At 31.6% G+C, this 20,050-nt stretch carries 19 protein-coding genes, 1 riboswitch and 1 other annotated feature; of the genes, 16 read left to right on the top strand and 3 right to left on the bottom strand.

Going from position 1 to position 20,050, the window contains the following annotated elements:
- The first annotated feature begins 240 nt into the window (after positions 1-240).
- Positions 241-1,419 carry a macrolide family glycosyltransferase gene (locus PQF83_RS07260; protein WP_000932127.1) on the top strand — a complete coding sequence of 393 codons (1,179 nt, stop codon included), beginning with the start codon at positions 241-243 and terminating at the stop codon, positions 1,417-1,419.
- A 49-nt stretch (positions 1,420-1,468) separates the two neighbouring features.
- Here the strand turns inward: PQF83_RS07260 and PQF83_RS07265 are convergent, their stop codons facing one another.
- Positions 1,469-2,149, bottom strand: coding sequence for an aspartate/glutamate racemase family protein (locus PQF83_RS07265; protein WP_000864405.1), 681 nt, complete (start codon positions 2,147-2,149; stop codon positions 1,469-1,471).
- A 153-nt stretch (positions 2,150-2,302) separates the two neighbouring features.
- Positions 2,303-2,418: riboswitch (SAM riboswitch) on the top strand.
- A gap of 139 nt (positions 2,419-2,557) precedes the next feature.
- On the opposite strand from PQF83_RS07265, the gene PQF83_RS07270 reads away from it, so the two are divergent.
- The 4 genes from PQF83_RS07270 (at position 2,558) to PQF83_RS07285 (ending at position 5,853) form a co-directional block, all read left to right on the top strand.
- On the top strand, positions 2,558-3,106 hold the full coding sequence (locus PQF83_RS07270) for an ECF-type riboflavin transporter substrate-binding protein (RefSeq protein WP_001038200.1): 549 nt from the start codon (positions 2,558-2,560) through the stop codon (positions 3,104-3,106).
- Positions 3,107-3,116: 10 nt separating this feature from the next.
- A complete protein-coding gene (locus PQF83_RS07275; RefSeq protein ID WP_001182485.1) occupies positions 3,117-4,817 on the top strand; it encodes an ABC transporter ATP-binding protein in 1,701 nt (566 codons plus the stop codon).
- Positions 4,810-5,610: an energy-coupling factor transporter transmembrane component T family protein gene (locus tag PQF83_RS07280; RefSeq protein ID WP_000282909.1), complete on the top strand. Its 801-nt coding sequence runs from the start codon at positions 4,810-4,812 to the stop codon at positions 5,608-5,610. The genes PQF83_RS07275 and PQF83_RS07280 overlap by 8 nt, the downstream gene beginning before the upstream one ends.
- A gap of 135 nt (positions 5,611-5,745) precedes the next feature.
- Positions 5,746-5,853, top strand: a complete 108-nt coding sequence (locus PQF83_RS07285) for a YjcZ family sporulation protein (protein ID WP_000120182.1) — start codon at positions 5,746-5,748, stop codon at positions 5,851-5,853.
- A gap of 92 nt (positions 5,854-5,945) precedes the next feature.
- Here PQF83_RS07285 and PQF83_RS07290 read toward each other — a convergent pair whose 3' ends face one another.
- Together PQF83_RS07290 and PQF83_RS07295 are read right to left on the bottom strand one after the other, a co-directional pair.
- Positions 5,946-7,214, bottom strand: a complete 1,269-nt coding sequence (locus PQF83_RS07290; RefSeq protein ID WP_001012258.1) for a sensor histidine kinase — start codon at positions 7,212-7,214, stop codon at positions 5,946-5,948.
- An 88-nt stretch (positions 7,215-7,302) separates the two neighbouring features.
- On the bottom strand, positions 7,303-8,184 hold the full coding sequence (locus PQF83_RS07295) for a serine/threonine protein kinase (RefSeq protein WP_000651950.1): 882 nt from the start codon (positions 8,182-8,184) through the stop codon (positions 7,303-7,305).
- Between the two features lie 128 nt (positions 8,185-8,312).
- Here PQF83_RS07295 and PQF83_RS07300 point away from each other — a divergent pair, with 128 nt between their 5' ends.
- The 11 genes from PQF83_RS07300 (at position 8,313) to PQF83_RS07350 (ending at position 19,864) form a co-directional block, all read left to right on the top strand.
- Positions 8,313-8,825, top strand: coding sequence for a GrpB family protein (locus tag PQF83_RS07300; RefSeq protein WP_000437685.1), 513 nt, complete (start codon positions 8,313-8,315; stop codon positions 8,823-8,825).
- A 167-nt stretch (positions 8,826-8,992) separates the two neighbouring features.
- Positions 8,993-9,982, top strand: a complete 990-nt coding sequence (locus PQF83_RS07305) for a zinc-binding dehydrogenase (RefSeq protein ID WP_000644542.1) — start codon at positions 8,993-8,995, stop codon at positions 9,980-9,982.
- 261 nt (positions 9,983-10,243) lie between these two features.
- Positions 10,244-10,843 (top strand): undecaprenyl-diphosphatase, encoded by a 600-nt coding sequence (locus PQF83_RS07310; protein WP_001104978.1) that lies wholly within the window; start codon positions 10,244-10,246, stop codon positions 10,841-10,843.
- A 313-nt stretch (positions 10,844-11,156) separates the two neighbouring features.
- Complete coding sequence (locus PQF83_RS07315) at positions 11,157-13,295, top strand: penicillin-binding protein (protein WP_000549359.1); 2,139 nt, start codon at positions 11,157-11,159, stop codon at positions 13,293-13,295.
- Between the two features lie 180 nt (positions 13,296-13,475).
- On the top strand, positions 13,476-14,072 hold the full coding sequence (locus tag PQF83_RS07320; RefSeq protein WP_001042680.1) for a TetR family transcriptional regulator C-terminal domain-containing protein: 597 nt from the start codon (positions 13,476-13,478) through the stop codon (positions 14,070-14,072).
- A gap of 84 nt (positions 14,073-14,156) precedes the next feature.
- Positions 14,157-14,978: an SDR family NAD(P)-dependent oxidoreductase gene (locus tag PQF83_RS07325; RefSeq protein WP_000504475.1), complete on the top strand. Its 822-nt coding sequence runs from the start codon at positions 14,157-14,159 to the stop codon at positions 14,976-14,978.
- A 55-nt stretch (positions 14,979-15,033) separates the two neighbouring features.
- Positions 15,034-15,292: a binding site (T-box leader), on the top strand.
- A gap of 65 nt (positions 15,293-15,357) precedes the next feature.
- Positions 15,358-16,596: an MFS transporter gene (locus tag PQF83_RS07330; RefSeq protein WP_000792988.1), complete on the top strand. Its 1,239-nt coding sequence runs from the start codon at positions 15,358-15,360 to the stop codon at positions 16,594-16,596.
- A gap of 111 nt (positions 16,597-16,707) precedes the next feature.
- Positions 16,708-17,730 (top strand): serine hydrolase domain-containing protein, encoded by a 1,023-nt coding sequence (locus tag PQF83_RS07335; RefSeq protein ID WP_000849933.1) that lies wholly within the window; start codon positions 16,708-16,710, stop codon positions 17,728-17,730.
- A 4-nt stretch (positions 17,731-17,734) separates the two neighbouring features.
- Entirely contained in the window at positions 17,735-18,328 is a 594-nt protein-coding gene (locus PQF83_RS07340; RefSeq protein ID WP_000350625.1) for a GNAT family N-acetyltransferase, read from the top strand.
- A 142-nt stretch (positions 18,329-18,470) separates the two neighbouring features.
- A complete protein-coding gene (locus PQF83_RS07345) occupies positions 18,471-19,103 on the top strand; it encodes a VanZ family protein (protein WP_000281835.1) in 633 nt (210 codons plus the stop codon).
- A gap of 254 nt (positions 19,104-19,357) precedes the next feature.
- Positions 19,358-19,864, top strand: coding sequence for a DUF3189 family protein (locus PQF83_RS07350; protein WP_000576331.1), 507 nt, complete (start codon positions 19,358-19,360; stop codon positions 19,862-19,864).
- Positions 19,865-20,050: the final 186 nt, after the last annotated feature.

Raw genomic sequence — 20,050 nt, forward strand, 5'->3', positions numbered from 1 at the left:
TTTTATAAAATAAATCATATATTGATAGCATAGGACAAGCTGAAAAGCTTATTCTAACCTCACAGAACACTCCTTATCACGGTTAGGCATCTACTTATGTAGATGCCTTTTTTAATTAAATAACTGACAATTATTTATCAATCTAAAGTAGCAAGTATATTAGGACTATTAGGGGAAGATTGACGGTAATCATTACAGTATGATTAATAAGAGTGTTGAAATGTAAGGAGTGAGAAAGAAGTGCTAAATATTTTAATGATTAATTTTCCAGCAGAGGGACATGTAAACCCGACATTAAGTTTAGTCAAAGCCTTTACTGAACGGGGGGATCACGTACACTATATTACTACAGAACACTTTAAAGGCAGAATTGAAGATTTGGGAGCTACTGTATATACCCATCCAGATTTATTAAAGGATATTTCTATTGATACTGAAACTTCATATGGATTGAACTCTTTCTTTCATGTACATGTTCAAACTTCTTTATATATATTAGAAATTACGAAACAATTATGTGAAAGCATTAATTTTGATTTCGTAATTTATGATATATTTGGTGCTGGAGAGTTAGTAAAGGAGTATTTACAAATTCCAGGCATAGTTTCTTCTCCTATATTTTTAATTCCTACTGAATTTTTGGAGACTTTACCTTTTCATCCTAATGCAGAAATACCATTCCAACCTGATGAAATTTCTGAACAGTTACTATATCGAATGGAACATGAATTTGGAGTAAAGCCTAAAAACAATCTTCAATTTATGCATAACAAGGGAGATATTACTCTTGTGTACACAAGTCGTTACTTCCAACCTAATAGCGATTTGTTTGGAGAAAATAACATTTTTATTGGACCAAGTATTTCAAAGCGTAAAACAAATGTAGAGTTTCCACTTGAATTGCTTAAAGGTAAGAAAGTTATTTATATTTCAATGGGGACACTGCTTGAAGGACTTGAACCATTCTTTAATACTTGTATTGATACTTTCTCAGATTTTAAAGGGGTAGTTGTAATGGCAATTGGTGATAGAAATGATCGTTCTAAAATTAAGAAAGCGCCAGACAATTTTATAATTGCTTCATACGTACCCCAATCAGAAATATTAAATGAAGCAGATGTTTTTATTACACATGGCGGCATGAACAGTGTACACGACGCTATTTATTTTAATGTCCCATTTGTCATCATTCCACATGATAAAGATCAACCGATGATAGCACAAAGATTAACTGAGCTGGAAGCCGCACATAGGTTATTGAAAGAGCATGTTAATGTACAAAGTTTAAAAGAAGCGGTAACAGACGTACTTTTAAATGAAAAGTATAAGCATGGTATACGAAAACTGAATGAAAGTTTTTTAGAATGTGGTGGTTCAAAAGAAGCAATTACCGTGATTACATCTCTTTTAATTAAATAGTTTAGACAATATAAAAGCATAGGGGCTCTACCTTTATGCTTTTATATGATTATCCTGCAAACTGCACAGCAGTATTTGCATGTAAAAAAGCAGTATCAAAAACAGGAACAGTAAGGTCGTCTTGGGAAATGAGCAATGGTATTTCAGTGCAGCCTAGTAGTATACCTTCTGCGCCATTTTGAATTAATGATTTTGTAATTTGTAATAGCTTTTCTTTTGATGTTTCTGAAATAATTCCTTTACTTAATTCATTTAAAATAACATGATGAATAAAATTTCTTTCCTCTTCATTTGGGATGATTGTCTCAATGTTATAGTTTGCTAGACGTGATTTATAGAAGTCTTGTTCCATCGTTTGTTTCGTACCCAATAATCCGATACGCTTTATATTCTGTTCTACCATTTCTTTAGCACTTACATCACCTATGTGAAGAAGTGGAATGGATATTGCACTTTCTACTTCTTCAGCAAATAGATGGACCGTATTGGAACACATTAATAAACATTCAGCTCCGGATTTTTCAACCTTCTTTGCAACAGTAACTAATTCGTTTTTCACTTCTTCATATTGATGATTTTGTAATAAAGTCGTTACTTCACCAAAGTCCATGCTATATAAAACAAGCTTTGCATTTTGATCGTATTGAGAGAGTGTAAGTGTATTAATATGTTTATAATATAATGATGTAGATTCCCAACTTAGTCCGCCAATTAAACCAATTACTTTCATCGTACATTCCTCCCGTAACTATTTTGAATTCATTATTTCATAATTCCGATAAGAATACAATGATTTAAATGTACTGTTAAACAAAAAATAAAAATAATTAGAAAAGTGTTGAAAATTATATTGTTTAATGCCATAATACGAATTACAAATTAATACTTATCCAGAGAGGTGGAGGGAACGGCCCTATGAAACCTCAGCAACCCCTATGTAAATGTATAGGAAGGTGCTAATTCCGCGGAGAACACGATGTGTTTTTTGGAAGATAAGAGGATTCTTAAATGTGAAAGAAAATGACCTCTTATGTAAGAGGTCATTTTTTGTTGTATAGAAAGGGAGTGTCGATGCATAATTCATTTTCAAAATAAATATAGAGTAATAAAAGTTGACTATTAAGAGGGGGGAATTGTTATGAACAAATTATCAACAAAATTAGTAGTGGCAATCGGAATTGGAGCAGCATTATACGGGATATTAGGACTTTGGGGATTTTCTATTGCACCAAATACATTTATTAAACCTGCATTAGCTATTTTAACCGTTTTTGGAGCGTTATTTGGTCCAGTGGCAGGACTGTTAATAGGACTTATCGGTCATACCGTAACAGACACAATCGCTGGCTGGGGTATTTGGTGGGGATGGGTTATTAGTTCAGGCATTATTGGCTTTGCAATGGGGTTCATTCAAAAAAGAGTTGGCTTTAGTGTGAAAAACGGGACATATAATAAGGGAGATATTTCTTATTTAGCCATTACTGGCTTAATTGGAATTGTCATTGCTATTATATTTGCTGGGGCATTCGATATTATTGTAATGGGAGAACCGTTTGACAAAATTGTTATACAAGTGTTAGGTGCAACAATTGCTGACGTTATTGTATTTTTAGTTCTTGGATTGCCAATTACAATAGGCCTAGCTAAATCAAATAAGAAACATACACATTTAAAAATTGAAAAGTAGGGATATTAAAATGCAACCAATTATTTCTTTTGAACAATTCAACTTTCAATATAAGCATGCAGCGCAGCCTACTGTGAAAGACATTACATTTCATATATATTCTGGGGAAAAAGTGCTAATTGCTGGACGAAGTGGTTCAGGGAAATCAACGTTAGCTCATTGTATGAATGGGCTAATCCCATTTTCTTATGAAGGGACTAGTACTGGTAATATTTTAATTGCTGGAAAAGATCCGAGGAAAAAGAGTGTTTTTGAACTGAGTAAACATGTAGGCACAATTTTGCAAGATCAAGATGCACAATTTATTGGTCTTACAGTAGAAGAAGATGTAGCCTTTTATTTAGAAAATGAATGTGTAAATCAGGATGAAATGAAAAAGATTGTCTCGGAGTCATTAAAAAAGGTAGGGATGCATACTTTTCATAAACAAAGTCCGCATGAATTATCTGGAGGGCAAAAACAAACTGTTTCTTTAGCGGGTTTGTTAACAACAAATGCTCCTATATTATTGTTCGATGAACCGTTAGCAAATTTAGATCCAGCTAGCAGCTTACATACAATTGAACTTATTAAAAATATACATAAGCAATATAATAAAACAATTGTAATTATTGAACATCGAATAGAAGAAATGTTAAATCTGGATTTAGATAAAATTATTTTAATTGATGAAGGGGAAATTGTTGCGATAGGGGCACCAGATGAGATTTTAGCGTCAAATATATTACCCTCAATCGGATTAAGAGAACCTATGTACATAGAAGGATTAAAAAGATTACATTTTGATAGTAATAATGACGTAATATATCCACTTGAAAATCTTCATAAGGAAAGTATTAGTGGCGTAATAAAAGAGTGGATGGAGAAAAAAGCTTTTTGTAAAGATACTCCTACAAAAAAAGAATTATTGAAAGTAGAGAATTTATCATTTTCATATCCTAATAAACAAAAAGTATTAGAGAATGTAAAATTATCCATATATGAAGGAGAAATTGTAGCACTTTTGGGCCATAACGGAGCTGGAAAATCAACATTAGCTCATAGTCTTATAGGAATAAACAAAACAAAAAATGGCAGGATTTTAATTGATGGAGTAAATATCAATTCTTGGTCTATATGTAAACGCGGTGAGATTATATCTTATGTCATGCAAAATCCAAATCACATGATTACACAACCTACTGTTATAGAAGAGGTTTCATTCACATTAAAATTAAAAAAGGTTTCAAAGAAAGAAATTAAGTTTAGAGCGGAGGAAGCGTTAAAAATTTGTGGTTTGTATCCATTTCGAAATTGGCCAATTCAGGCGTTAAGTTATGGACAAAAAAAGAGATTAACGATTGCATCTGTACTAACAGCAAATCCAAAACTTATCATATTAGATGAACCGACAGCGGGACAAGATTATTATCATTATAAACAGTTTATGTCGTTTATTAGAAAATTAGCTAAAAAGGGAATATCATTTATTTTTATCACACACGATATGAATCTCGCATCAGAATATGCGGACAGAGCAATAGTTCTACATGAAGGGGAAATTATTGCGAATAATACCGCGTCTACTGTATTAGGGCATCCAGAAACATTAAAAAGAGCGAACTTAAAGGAGAGCTCTTTATTCAAACTCGTTAAATTTAGTGGTATTGCAAATCCTGAAAAATTTATGGAACTTTATTTTAATGATATTAGGAGGGAGGAAGGTGTATAATACATATTTCCATCGCATGGACGGAGCAGTGAAATTGTTGTTATTTATTTTTGGTATGACGCTTACCTTTTTATTTTTTGATTTTCGCGTATTGCTATTCGTATTTATAATTGGATGTATCGGACTTTTAGTTGCTAAAATTCCATTTCGTAAAATTTTTATTGTTTTTACTGTTATATTTACATTTAGTTTATTAAATTCTGTCATGATCTTATTTATTACACCAACCCATGGATCTGAATTAACTGGATCGTATACTTCATTTATGTATATTGGATATGCAACAATTACATACGAAACATTATTTTATGCAGCTACACTTTCGTTAAAGTATTTTACGTTATTACCATTTACACTTATTTTTATTTATACGACTGATCCAAGCAAATTTGTGAGTAGCTTAAGTAAATTTCGAATTCATTATAAAATTACTTATGCGATAAATATTGCATTACGTTATATACCTGATATTCAGTCCGAATATAAAGTTATTAAACATGCCCAAGAGGCGAGAGGAGTAGCTTTCGAAAAAGGAGAAGCAAGTTTATGGATCCGCATGCAAAACCGTGTCTTAATTTTTTGGCCTTTAATTATTCATTCTTTAGAGAGAATCGATACAGTTTCAAACGCAATGGATTTAAGAGGGTTCGGAAAGAAGGATACACGTACGTGGTTCTATACAAATAAAGCGAAAAGCCAGGATTTCATTGCTTTATTTGTAGGTATTTTTATTTTAATTGCTGCAGTATATGTAAAGTTACATGTATTTCAAAATTTTTGGTATCCATTTTAAAGCACTCTCAAATGAGTGCTTTTACTTATTTTTATATAGACATGCTCAAAAAAGGGATATTTACATAATGTATAATACGAACCAGTTAAAATGATCAACTACCTATTAGTTTTCAAACCAAAAGGAGGAGAAAATATGAGTTACGGTGGTTCTTGTGGTTTTGGTGGAGGTTTCGCTTTATTAGTTGTGTTATTTATTTTATTAATTATCGTTGGATGCAGCTGCTGGGGCGGAGGGTACTAATTTTTAGTTAGTCTCCACAAATGTAAAACTAAAAAACATAGAAGATACTTATGTATCGAAACAGATAAAAAAGGAGCATAATTGCTCCTTTTTTATTTATTGTTAGATGCGTTTGTATTACATTTCGGAAATGTAATTGTCAAAGTAGTACCTTTATTCATAACGCTTCGGATTTTTAAATTACCTTGCATCGTTTCAATGATCTTAACAGCAACCATTGTACCTAAACCTGTACCTTTCGTTTTTGTACTAAAATACGGTTCGCCAAATCGATTTATTTGCTCTTGTGACATACCAATTCCGCTATCTTCAATTCGTATGATAACTTTATTATTACTAATAGAAGAGGAGATATTTAAAGTACCGCCATTAGGCATTGCTTCAATACCATTTTTTAATAAGTTTAAAAAACATTGCTGAAAGTGCTGTTTATTACCAACTATTGTTGCCGTAGAGAAATCTTTTGTAATATGTATTGTATTCATATTACATAAAGGTAAGATCATATTAATAACTCGATTTAATTCTTGTTCTACTGAAATCTCATCTAATTTTTCTGAAGCAGGTTTGGCAAACGTTAAATAATCATCAATAATTCCTTGGGCGTGATGTAACTCTTCGAGTATATGCTTAATATACTCGTCTCTTGATTCTGGAGTTAAATTTGGTGTTTTTAAAAGTTGTGTAAATCCTTTTACAACAGTTAAGGGATTTCTTACTTCGTGCGATATACTAGCAGCGAGTTGGCTAACAATCTCCATTTTTTCCATTTTAATTAACTTTGATCGCATGCATACTGCATCTTTTAAAACTTCATTAAAATAAACTACAAACAACATTAAAACGGTTGGTAATATTATGAAATAAATGATGTACAAATTATTCACTTCAAAATCTGATAAAGTTAATACAATTACAGTTGTAAATATTGCTAAGAAAAATGTTAAAAACATTGCATAAGCTACTTTAATTTTTCTATTATACGTATTAAATTTTGCGGATGCGAATGCTGTAATGATAAACATTGTTCCATACACTACTATTGTTAACATACTAAATCCATAAAATGAAAATCTTGTAATTAATAAAATAGCAAACAATGTTATACCGACAGGGAAGCCACCATAAAGCGTACCTACTATAACCGGTATTTGTCTTAAATCATGAATACAATTTTCATCCATATAGATAGGATAGCGCATACATAAAATAAGAGGGATACTCGTACAAAGTATAATAAGTAGTTTTTTATATTTCTTCAAATTGCGCCCGCTATCATATATAAAATAAAAAATAAATATGCTACTTAAAATGTATAGAAGGTTATTTAACACGTGTTGATTGATATACACAAAGTTCATAATATTTGCCTCGTTATTTTTAATTTCCTTTTCATATATATTATCATGATAATAGTATAAACTATATATTTGTTTGAATAATATAGATTTATATCTTTTTAGTATTCGACACGTTTACCCACTCTTCATAAAATTCTTTAACTGATGCATATCGTTCGGTTCGGTTTTCATTTACTGCGCGATACGCTATTTCATATAAATCCCTACTTGCTTCCCATTTTGTAAAGGAGCGATCTTTTCCACCACCTAAAATCGCGAAAGCCATTGCCCCCATATTAAATACATTTGTTCTCGAATCAATTATAGCGTGTAGCTCAAATTCTTCAGGAGACATAAAACGTGAGGAACCCCATAATCTTCCCATTTTATTTACGTATGGTTTTTTAGAATATAAATCAATATCACAAATTTTCGTTTCATTTGTATTAAAATTATACATAATACTACCATCATAAAAATCTATCGCTACATATTTTTTCTTTTCGACATATGTATGGAAAGAAAAAATGGAACTTAAGGATTGAACTCGTTTTCTAACAGGTAAATGCTTAAATTTATAAAATGGAGAGTTTGGATTTTTATATTTTTCAGGAGGCGGGAAACTCCAGTGCGAATGAAGACATTCACCATCAAACCAATCGAAAATTAATACATATCCAGATTGAACTGGAAAGTGTTCAATTAGTTTTATAAGCGAGTTGTGTTTTAATTCCTCGTATAGGAAAACTGAATTTTTCAAACGTTCAATAGCGTCGTTTATTGTTCCTTCGTATGCAATTGTTTGTGCCCCTGCGTATTTAATGAATTTTTTATGGCCATTTTTTTCAACACCAAAACTTATATTACCTGAATCTTGCTGGTCAAAAACTGCAAATACGGTTCCTAATTTCAATAGCCAATCAAAATTATGATGTTCTTTTAACTGGAATGTAACTTGATTTAACTGAATTTCAACTGGAATATCTTTCATATTATACCTCGCATTTATTATAATTAAGTTATATATTTCAGTATTCGACACGTTTTGTAAAAATCCTATGTGAATCACATGAAATTTATATAAATATAATAATAAATAATTATAAAAAGGTGGATAAAATGGAACAACAAATCGTTATTAAACCATATGAAAAAGAGTGGCACGAAGAGTATTTAATAGAAAAAGAGAAATTTATTTCTTTATTTGGGGAAGATTGTATTGCTATTGAACATATAGGGAGCACATCTGTACAAGGGTTAGGAGCGAAACCTTTAATTGATATGATGATTGGCGTAACAGATTTGCAAATTATCGAAAAGTGGATTGATGATCTATTAAAAATCGGATATGAGTATGTTCCAAAAGAAACACCTAATTGGCGTTTTTTTAGAAAGGGAAAATGGAGAGCAGGTACTCATCATTTACATGTTTATATTTATAATAGTGACGAATGGAAAAACAATCTTTTATTTCGAGACTTTCTAATAAAGCATGAATGGGCACGTAAAGAATATAGAGAACTAAAAGAGAGACTTGCAGCTACATATCCTTTTGATCGTGTTTCTTATACAAATGCAAAAGCACCATTTATTCAAAAGATATTAGAATTAGCTAAAACTCAAAAGAATTAACATTACAGATTTTTATCTGAAAAAATTTAAAAAATCCCTTCCTGCGTTATTTATAGGGAGGGATTTTTTCTTTTGTCATAACGATATACATCTAATTATTAGAGACAGATTAGTTTATTTATTTCGATATTTCTAGTACATTGAAAATATTAAGGGGGAATGAAGCAATGAAAGCTATTGTACATCAATATAAAAAAGGGGTAGAGGGATTAGAATATAAACTTTCATCTGAAACAAATCCTAATGCCGGGGAAGTAAAAGTAAAGTTAAAAGCAGCAGGATTAAATCATAGGGATTTATTTATTATAAACAATAGAAAAGAAATGGATCTACCGTTAGTAATAGGGTCAGATGGTGCAGGTATTGTTACAGAAATAGGAGAAGGTGTTTCAGCTGATTTATTACAAACCGAGGTCATTATTAATCCTAGTATTGGATGGGATAATATTGCCGAAGTACCAGAGTTACCAGAGGTGTTAGGGGGACCAAAAGATGGAACGTTTGCTGAATATGTAATAGTGCCCGCTGAAAATGTAGTAGGAAAACCGTCATATCTTACTTGGGAAGAGTCTGGCGTTCTATCTTTATCGGCACTAACTGCATATAGAGCGCTTTTTACAAAGGGTAGATTAAAGCGTGGGGAACATGTTTTAATTCCTGGGATAGGCGGCGGTGTAGCGACATTTGCTATGTTATTTGCAAAAGCAATTGGCGCAAAAGTAAGTGTTACTTCAAGGGTAGAGAACAAAAGAAAATTTGCCGAAGCATATGGCGCAGATTTTTCTTTTAATAGTTCTGGAAATTGGGAAGAGAGTTTATGCGGAGGGAAAGTAGATTTAATAATTGATAGTATAGGTCCAGCAACATTCTTAAAATACTTTGATGTATTAAAACCGAATGGGAGAATTGTTAATTTTGGTGCAAGCTCCGGAGATAAAATTGAATTACCTTTACGAGCGTTATTTTATAATCAAATCGATATTATGGGGACATCTATGGGTAGCAGTGAAGAATTTAATGAAATGATTAAGTTTATAGAGAAATATAAGATTAAACCAATTATGGATAAAGTTTATTCGTTGGAAGAAGCGATTCAAGCGTTAAGACGTATGGAGCAGGGAGAACAGTTTGGTAATATCGCTCTACGTATGGAATAAAAATATGATTTAATAACCTATGTTTTTATATGTATATGTTATGTAATATATACACTTTTAGTTAGTGGGTTATATGATTTTAAAGGTTTTTCCATCATATATATTTTTAATGCGTGTAAATAGTTACATAATTGTCAAATGAAAAATAGTAACATGAATAAAGTGAAAATCTAAATGTGTGTAAATGTTGTATACTGTGTAAATCAAGTAAACTTGTATCTTAATTTCAAGTGAAATAAGAAATTATAAGGAGAGAGTAATGTGAATTACGCAGTATTTCAATGGATAAACAATTTAGCAGGTACATCTGTACTCTTAGATAAGGTAATGATTGCTATTACAAATAGTGCTGCATATGTGGCTATTCTATTCATGCTTATCTTATGGTTTCATAACGGAAAGAAAGAGAATGCGATAAGAAAACAATATACAGTGTTGTATACGACACTTTCAGTAATAATTGCATTGCTAGTAAATGTTTTTATTCATTTAGTATACTATCATCCACGTCCTTTTGTATCATATGATGTGAATCAATTAGTACCCCACGCAGAAAACTCATCCTTTGTTAGTGATCATTCTGTACTTGTATTATCGATTGCATTCATGTTTATTCTTAGAGGAGAAAAGTTAAGATATATCGCACTTTTGTGGGCAGTATTAGTTTGTATATCACGTTTGTATGTAGGTGTTCATTTTCCTTTAGATGTAATGGGTGCGGCTGTCATAACGATTTTAACAATCTGTTTATTATTGCAGAAAAAACGTATTTTTGAACCAATAGCAAAACTTGTTTTCAAAATGTATGCATTCGTAGCGAAACGAATTCGTTTTTTAGAGAAATATAACCATGTAGCTTAAATTTCATAACTAGCCTTTTATAGTTTAGGAAAAAATCCCCCTTTGGAAATTCAGAGGAGGATTTTTTGTTGTATACAAGTGAATAGATTACTTGCAATAACAATTTGAGTGTTATGTAAAAAAAGAATGAATATTCTTAAATTTCACGTACTGTATTTTAAGTATTTAAATAACTAACAATAACTATAACTAGTTTCACACTGTTTTAAAGGAATTCATACGAAAACTTCGAAACATATAGTATTGAAAGTAAAAACTACATATTTTGTAGCACATCTTTGTAGTAATTAATGGTGAAAGAAAGGAGCGAAATATGCATAAACTTCAAACGAATAAAGGCGCGCGGTATTTTATGATTGCTTTTATTGTTTTGTTTCTTATTATGCTTTTGCGTTTTTTCTATATTCAAGCAGTAGGGGTCGTGCATAATGTGAATGTAAAGGATCTTGCAACTGAACAACATAATAAAAATGGTGTTTTGGAAGCGAATCGTGGCACGATTTATGATCAAACTGGAAAAGTGCTCGTTCAAGATTCAACAACGTATCGTGTTGTTGTGAATTTGAAAGGTAATGGCAAATTGAAAAATAAAGATGAAACCGCAGCGCAATTAGCTGATGCGCTTGAAATTAATAAAGAAGATGTGTTAAAGAATTTCCATGAAGGGCGTACGCAAGTTGAAATCGGAAAAGTTGGCCGGAATTTGTCTAGGGAAAAGAAAGAACAAATTAAAAAATTGAAAATCCCAGGTGTTTCTTTTATGCCTGAGAAAGCAAGAGTGTATCCAAATGAAGATTTTGCATCTTATATACTTGGTTTTGCTAGACCAGACGATAAAGGAAATACAGAAGGGAAGTTTGGGCTTGAAAAAAGTTTAGATAAATATTTGCGCTCGACAAATGGGAATATAGAATATGTGGGAGCGCGAGGAGGTATCCCGCTTACAAATGATATAGGAAAAATAGAACCTGCTAAACATGGAAATAACGTATATCTTACGCTTGATAAACAAATTAATAGTTTTTTAGAAGAAGCGATGAATAAGGCGCAAGAGCACTATGATCCTTCTATGTTAGTAGGTATTATAGCGGATCCAAAGACGGGGAAAGTTTTAGCTATGTCTAGTAAACCTAGTTTTAATCCTAATAAAGGGGATATTGAATACTTTTTAAATGATCCAATCGCAAATGCATATGAACCAGGTTCAACGATGAAAGTATTTACGTTAGCTGCAGCAATTAATGAAGGTGTATATAACGGGAAAGAATATTTTCAATCCGGCAAGTATTCAGTAGGTTCATCTGATATAAAAGATCATAATGGTGGATTTGGATGGGGATCTATTACATTTGATGAAGGTTTTGAAAGATCATCAAACGTAGCTTTTTCTATTTTAGAAGATCAGTTATTAAAACCAAATAAATTTAAGCAATATATGAACAAATTTGGTTTTAACCAAAAAACGGGAATAGATTTACCTGGTGAAAGTAAAAATACTTTATTATTAAATACACAAATTCAACAAGTAACAACTTCTTTCGGACAAGGTTCTACAGTAACTCCAATTCAATTAATCCAAGCTGCAACCGCTATAGCAAATGACGGGAAAATGATGCAACCATATATCGTTGACAAAGTTGTAAATCCAACAAACAAGCAAGTTATTATGGAAAATCAACCGAAAGAAGTTGGCAATCCGATAAAAAAAGAGACTGCGGACAAGGTAAGAGACTTAATGGAGCGTGTTATTACGTCTTCAAAAGGTACAGGTACAATGTATAAAGTCGATGGTTACCCAATAGGAGGCAAGACAGGAACAGCGCAAATTCCGAATCCTGAAAATGGACGATATATGGAAGGAAAAGAAAATTATATTTTTTCATTTTTAGGTATGGCTCCAATTGATGACCCAGAGTTAATTGTATACTTAGCTATTAAGCAGCCAAAGTTAAAGGGAGATGAATATGGAGCTCAGCCACTCGCTGAAATATTTAAACCAGTTGTGAAAAATAGCCTTGAATATTTAAAGGTGAAACCATATACAGAACAACAAATGACCGATGTAACGAAAAAATCCCAATTAAAAGTGCAAAACTATGTGAATCAATCAATAGATACGGTAGAGAATAATGTAAAAAAAGAGAAACTCCAACCGATAATTTTAGGAGAAGGAAAAATTAAAAAACAATATCCGCAGTCTGGTGAAGTAATGAGCGAAGGTGATCGTATATTTTTATTAGGAAACAACGCAACAATGCCCAATTTACAAGGTTGGTCCATGCGTGATGTTATGTATTTTTCTAAACTATTAAAATTAGATTTAAAAACTTCAGGTACGGGTTATGTCACAAATCAAAGTATTGAAAAAGGACAAGCTATACAAGAAGGCGATATATTAGAACTAGAATTAGAACCACCGTTACAACCGTTAGCAGAGGCAAATACAAATTAATTCAGGAAATATGAAGGGTCTATATAATAGACTCTTTTTTTTATGATTCAAGTAATTTCACGCACCGTAATTTTTAGGGGAAATAATAAACTTAACAGTTACTAAAACAGAAAAACCTACATATATTGAAATTAGAACGACTGTTCAAATTTTTGTATGAAACGACGGAAGGAGTCTACATTGAATAAAAGACGATACGATAGCGATTTAGCCAAAGAAATAATAGCAGAGAAGGCGACAGAATTATTTTCCTTAAAAGGATATACAAGAACTTCAATTGATAACATTGCAAAAGCCTCTGGTTATAGTAAAGGACATATATATTACCATTATAAAAATAAAGAAGAATTATTTGTTTATTTAGCTAAAGACAGTATGAGAAATTGGCACGATAAATGGGAATTAGCAGAAAAACAGTATACAAACGCTACTGGGAAATTATATGGGATAGCTAAATTTGTACTTTATAATTACACAACGCCATTATTAAGAGCAGGACAAGAACTTGCCTCTGATCCGAGCGCGAACCCTTCTACAATTCAACAACTCTATGGTTTAGCTGTTATCCCTTTAAAAACATATCAAAAAATTTTGGATGAAGGTATACAAAGTGGTGAATTTTATATAGAAAATGTTGAGGATTCAAGTCTTTTATTAGGTTCATGGCTAGGTGGATTATGTCAATTCATTCATTCATTTGAAACAGAGAAATTAGAAGTTTTATTTAATGAAGCCATTACGATTTTTTTACTTTCTATTTCAAACAAACATGCGTAGCATTACAAGCGAATTAGAACGATTGTTCAAATCTTTACACTCGTCCGTTTTCATTATATGTATTAACAACAGGAGGTTTTTTATATGGGTGAACAAAGAGTCGCAATTATAACTGGCGGAGCTTCTGGTATCGGTAAAGCTTTAGCTATTCAATTAGCAAATAAAGATATATTTGTAATTATCGCAGATATTAATGAAACAAGTGGTCAAGAGCTTGTGAATAATATAAAAAATAATAATCAACTAGCTAGGTTCGAATATTTAGATGTTACTAACGCTGAATCCGTAGAGGAACTTATTATAAAAATAGTTAATGAGTTTGGTAGAATTGATTATATGTTTAATAATGCTGGGATTGCTATGTATGGAGAAGTATTCGATATGTCTTTAGATAATTGGAAACATATTATTGAAATAAATTTATTAGGAGTAATTTACGGGACACAATTGGCTTACCAATTCATGAAAAAACAAGGATTTGGTCATATCATTAATACTGCGTCTGCAACAGGTTTAGGACCTGCTCCACTTTGTACCGCGTACGCAACAACAAAACATGCTATCGTCGGTTTAACAACGTCATTACATTATGAGGCAGAAGAATACGGTGTAAATGTAAGTGTACTTTGTCCAACTTTTGTAGATACACCCATATTTGAAAAATCAATTGCAATTAATATGAATAAGGGCCAAATTATAAAACAACTAAAAACAAATAAGCCGATTTCAGCAGACAAGTTTGCTGAAATTGCACTGAAAGCTATTCATAAAAATAAATTAGTTATATGTCCAATGCCGTTTAAAAAAACAATGGACGTATTCTTTACCTTATTTCCTTATCTTCATAAAAAGCTAATGCGTTTCATATGCCGAATTGGTCGAAAAGCAAAAATGAGGCAACTATAAATATCTGATTATTTTGTATTTACAGTTAAAGTAAATTGTGATAATATGGAAAAAATCAAATGCAGTGAAGAGAAGAGTAAATAAGATGAATTTTTCACAGAGAGCTCCATTTAGCTGAAAAGGAGTAAAAATTCTTTATTGAACCAAGCCTCTGAGCAGCGCATCGGAATCTATTAATAGAGGGTGGTGTGACGGGAGCTCCCGTTATAGAGCTATGGTATAAGCATGAATGAAAATGCAGTACCAGATAAGGTTAATATGGTGACATATTAACAAACTAGGGTGGCACCGCGATAATAAATCTCGTCCCTAAGATTAAAAGTCTTGGGGGTGGGATTTTTTTATTGGTTTAAAACAATTTGGAAAGCGGGGGCCAAAAATGAAAAACTTAATTAAAGATTGGAAATATCCTTTATTACTACTGTCCGGAGTTGGTATTGCAAATTTAGGGGCATGGATTTACTTAATAGCACTGAATGTACTTGTCTATCATATGGGTGGCTCAGCCTTAGCTGTTGCTACTTTATATGTAATTAAACCATTAGCTACTCTATTTACAAACGCTTGGTCAGGAAGTATGATTGATCGTTTAAATAAACGAAAATTAATGATTCACCTCGATATATATCGCGCGGTATTTATCGCTATTTTACCATTACTTCCATCACTTTGGATCGTTTATGTATTCGTATTCTTTATTAGTATGCCCAATGCAATTTATGAGCCAACTGCGATGACGTATATGACGAAATTAATACCAGTTGAACAAAGACAACGTTTCAACTCATTGCGTAGTTTAATAGGGTCTGGTGCCTCTGTAATTGGTCCATCGATAGCGGGAGCATTGTTAATAGCAAGTACACCAGAGTTTGCTATATATATGAATGCCATAGCATTTCTCTTATCAGGAGTAATTACCTTGCTACTACCTAATCTTGATAAAAAACCTGATATTCATACATCAAATGACAGGTTGTCTCTAGCTGTACTAAAAAAAGATTGGACCATCGTTTTAAATTTCAGTAAAAAATCTTTGTATATCGTTTTCGTGTACTTCTTATTTCAAGGGATGATAGTGTTAACTGCCGCAAATGATTCACTTGAATTGTCATTTGCGAAAGAAGTTTTATTGTTAACAGATAGTGAATATGGTTTTTTAGTTAGTATTGCTGGAGCCGGATTTATTTTAGGAGCAATAACAAATACAATTTTATCAAAAAAATTAACACCTTCATTTTTAATTGGAATAGGATCATTTTTCATCGCAATCGGTTATATAATTTATGCTTTTTCAAATGGGTTTTTAATAGCTGCTATCGGATTTTTTATTTTATCTTTCTCTATGGCATATGCAAATACAGGGTTTAATACCTTTTATCAAAATAATGTCCCTGTCCATATAATGGGACGGATTGGGAGCATATATGGATTATTTATTGCAGGTATCACCATTTTAATTACGATTTTGTTCGGAGTTGCCACTCAATTTATTTCTATACAACTTGTGGTTATTATAGGTTCTTTAGTAATGTTATTTATTACTATCATCTTGTGTGTGTTTACTTTATTGCCATCACATTCTAAAGTGCATTCTTCTGAATCAATACATTCGAAATAATTCTCTTAGTTTTGATTTAAATCTTACGATGTTCAATAGGAGGGTTATCCCTCCTATATATGGAAATATAAGAAAGGAGAACAATATTGATAAACGAGGGTGATTTTTGTAATGAAAACAAAAGATCAAATAGATAACATTGTAAAAGAAACATATCGTCATATAGATTTCTCTGGGGTAATTTTAGTGAAAGAAAAAAAGGGCATAGTTTATGAAGAAGCGTTTGGTTATGCAAATCGAAATGAGTGTATAAACAATACGCTACAAACTAGGTTTGGAATTGCCTCTGGGTGTAAAATATTCACAGCTATCGGTGTCTGTCAACTTGTTGAAAATGGGGTAATTACTTTTCAAACAAAGTTAAAAGAGTGTTTAAGTGTTAACTTTCCAAACTTTAATGAAGATATTACAATACATCACCTTTTGACGCATAGTTCGGGTATTCCAGATTATTTTGATGAAAGTATTATGGATAACTTCGAAGATCTTTGGAAACAAACACCTATGTATTTATTAAAAAGTTTAAAAGACTTTTTACCATTATTTCAAAACAGAGATATGATGTATGCACCAGGAAGTAAGTTTCACTACAACAATGCAGGTTTTATCATACTGGGATTAATAATCGAAGAACAGACAGGACTTAAATTTACGGAGTATATAGAAAAAAACATATTTAATCCAATTGGTATGAATCATTCGGGCTATTTTTCTTTAGATAGATTACCAAGGCAGACAGCTCTCGGATATATAAAAGATGAAATTAGCCAGACATGGAGAACAAATGCTTACTCTATTCCGATAAAAGGTGGTTCGGATGGTGGAGCTTTTATTACTGCGTCAGACATGCTGAAGTTTTGGGAAGCGTTATTTAACTATGAAATTATAAGCCAAGAATATACAAAAATACTTTTAACTCCTCACATCCAAGTAAATAATAATCAATCTTATGGCTATGGAATATGGATTGAAACAAGAGAAAACAAGATATTCAAATATCATGTAATGGGATATGACCCAGGCGTCAGTTTTCGTTCGGCCGTATATCCAGACTTAGGAATTACATTAGTTATTCCATCAAATAAAGAAGCAGGACCCGAAAAATTAATGATAGAAATAGAAGGAGGTTTTTAATTATATGGATATAGAAATTAGAGCGTATAGAAAAGAGGATGAAACCGGTTGGGTACGTTGCCGTGTGTTATCTTTTTTAGATACAGCTTATTACGATAATGTATTTAGAGAAAAGGAAAGATATGAACATCCGGCTATTGAACTAGTAGCTGTATATGAAAATCAAATTGTAGGTTTAATAGATATCGAATATGAATTAGAAGAACGTACAGTTTGTTCAAGAGGAACTGGTCTTGGTGGTATGATTTGGCATATTGCAGTTCATCCGGATTTCCGTAGAATGAAAATTGGTAATCAGCTATTAAAGGAAGCGGAGAAGTTAGCGAATGAACGTAACCTAAATCGCCTAGAAGCATGGACTAGGGACAATCTATGGGTACATGGATGGTATGAAAAGAACGGATTTGTAAAAGTAGATTCCTATTTACACGTATATAGCGATCATACAGACGAGATAAAAGGTGTAATGAAAAGTAATATAGATCAGTTATATCCAGTTCAAACATTTGCTCATTATACAGGTGAAAATAAAGAAGACATAAGAAAACAATTTAAACGAGTGCATGATTGTTTTTGTTTTGAAAAGTATTTTAGTTAACGAGAAACCCTTTATTTACTAAATAAAGGGTTTTCTAATTCTGTACGATTACATATGGATATATGGATTTTTAAATTAAAAAACATTACTATATAGTTATAAATTTTAATTATTAATTCATATGAAAGGATGTGTTAACAATTTGTATATGATCAACGGTAGCTTGTTTATTATTTTAGGGGTTATTTGTTATTTAATTGTACGTGGAATATTAATTGGTATCAAAAATAAAAAACATGTGATTTGGTGGAAAGAAATAATAAGTTTTTTATTCTTGGTCTACATTTGTATGGTTGTTGCAGTAACTTTATTCCCTTTACCAATCGGTTTTCCTTCTAATATTGAAAATCTGAATCGCTCGGTCAATATAATACCATTTGCATCAATTATTAAAGACATCAATCAAATTGGTAGTGCTTATGATGGAGATGCCCTATTTATGATTGGTCTAATTATAAGAAATGTAGGCGGAAATATTTTATTATTAATGCCTTTAGGATTTTTAGCACCAATCCTATGGGATAAATATAAAAAATTCAAAAATACAATTTTATTAGGATTTTCTATATCAACTAGTATTGAATTGCTACAATTAATTCAGTCTTTATTTAGTGGAGTGGGACGAGTTACTGATATTGATGATGTAATATGTAACGTTATAGGTTGTATTCTTGGATACTTTATTTATAAAATCACTATTATGCTAGCTGCTAAATTTAAAATTCAAGTATTTAATGAGACGGATTCTAAAAGAATAGAAACTATTGATAACTAACAATTCATACGTGTTAAAGTATACATTTATTTTGAATAAAGATGATAAAAGACGTACGAGTCAAAAGTACGTCTTTTTACTTTTATAAATAAGCTTATGGCTATTACATGGTGTAACATAATAAATAGACAATAGTATAATCGGAAATGAATAATACATTAATAAAAAAGTATAAATACATTCATCCCTTGTTTATCAATGCTGTGAACGGTAATACTAAATAACATTGAACTTTTATAACAAGGGATGATCATATGATATTCATTTACACGGATTTCGGCGGAACGCATTCAACTGCACTTGCAGCAGCTTATCATTTAAATAAATTACCAACGGATCGTAAGCTAACAAAAGAAGAAATATTAAATGTGGATTACTTTAATAAATTGAAAACTGAAGATATGGGGAAAATTATTTTTCATGGAGTAGATGAAAATGGTAACCCGGTTTATACGATTGGATGCGGCGCATCAAAAATCGTTGTACCTGCGATGAAGCATTTAGGAGAGATTCTGCAAAAACATTATCAAAGTCATGAAAAGATTGTTTTTTCTAATACATCACCAACAGTACCTTTACCAATGACTTTTGGCGGTCTGTTTTCTAGAAGGTTTCACATCGACTTTATCGGCGTACCATTACTCGTATGGGGTGCAAAACTTAGCTGTGATAATGTACAAAGACTTGTTAGTTATACGAAAGAAGCCGGACGATTAACAAATGATTATGTTGTGATTTTAGATAATGAAACTTTTAAATAATGTAGGATAAAAGGAAAATCAAGCAAATTTCTTGATTTTCTTTTTAATTTGTGAAAAAGACAAGAAATATTCACATTTATCATCTATCTACTATAGCCAAAACAATAAAGTCCTGTTACTATTACAGGGATATTCTCTTTTCATAACATAAATATATAGAAAAATTAGAAAAGAGGAATTGAATTA

The sequence above is a fragment of the Bacillus sp. FF-1 genome, from assembly GCF_028548245.1.
In the GTDB taxonomy this organism is placed as follows: Bacteria; Bacillota; Bacilli; order Bacillales; family Bacillaceae_G; genus Bacillus_A; species Bacillus_A paranthracis.

What these genes read in the sequence shown, in the direction of transcription:
- PQF83_RS07265 (WP_000864405.1), bottom strand. Translation starts at nt 2,149, where the DNA reads ATGAAAGTAATTGGTTTAATTGGCGGACTAAGTTGGGAATCTACATCA.
- PQF83_RS07270 (WP_001038200.1), top strand. Translation starts at nt 2,558, where the DNA reads ATGAACAAATTATCAACAAAATTAGTAGTGGCAATCGGAATTGGAGCA.
- PQF83_RS07275 (WP_001182485.1), top strand. Translation starts at nt 3,117, where the DNA reads ATGCAACCAATTATTTCTTTTGAACAATTCAACTTTCAATATAAGCAT.
- PQF83_RS07285 (WP_000120182.1), top strand. Translation starts at nt 5,746, where the DNA reads ATGAGTTACGGTGGTTCTTGTGGTTTTGGTGGAGGTTTCGCTTTATTA.
- PQF83_RS07290 (WP_001012258.1), bottom strand. Translation starts at nt 7,214, where the DNA reads ATGAACTTTGTGTATATCAATCAACACGTGTTAAATAACCTTCTATAC.
- PQF83_RS07295 (WP_000651950.1), bottom strand. Translation starts at nt 8,184, where the DNA reads ATGAAAGATATTCCAGTTGAAATTCAGTTAAATCAAGTTACATTCCAG.
- PQF83_RS07300 (WP_000437685.1), top strand. Translation starts at nt 8,313, where the DNA reads ATGGAACAACAAATCGTTATTAAACCATATGAAAAAGAGTGGCACGAA.
- PQF83_RS07305 (WP_000644542.1), top strand. Translation starts at nt 8,993, where the DNA reads ATGAAAGCTATTGTACATCAATATAAAAAAGGGGTAGAGGGATTAGAA.
- PQF83_RS07315 (WP_000549359.1), top strand. Translation starts at nt 11,157, where the DNA reads ATGCATAAACTTCAAACGAATAAAGGCGCGCGGTATTTTATGATTGCT.
- PQF83_RS07325 (WP_000504475.1), top strand. Translation starts at nt 14,157, where the DNA reads ATGGGTGAACAAAGAGTCGCAATTATAACTGGCGGAGCTTCTGGTATC.
- PQF83_RS07330 (WP_000792988.1), top strand. Translation starts at nt 15,358, where the DNA reads ATGAAAAACTTAATTAAAGATTGGAAATATCCTTTATTACTACTGTCC.
- PQF83_RS07335 (WP_000849933.1), top strand. Translation starts at nt 16,708, where the DNA reads ATGAAAACAAAAGATCAAATAGATAACATTGTAAAAGAAACATATCGT.
- PQF83_RS07340 (WP_000350625.1), top strand. Translation starts at nt 17,735, where the DNA reads ATGGATATAGAAATTAGAGCGTATAGAAAAGAGGATGAAACCGGTTGG.
- PQF83_RS07350 (WP_000576331.1), top strand. Translation starts at nt 19,358, where the DNA reads ATGATATTCATTTACACGGATTTCGGCGGAACGCATTCAACTGCACTT.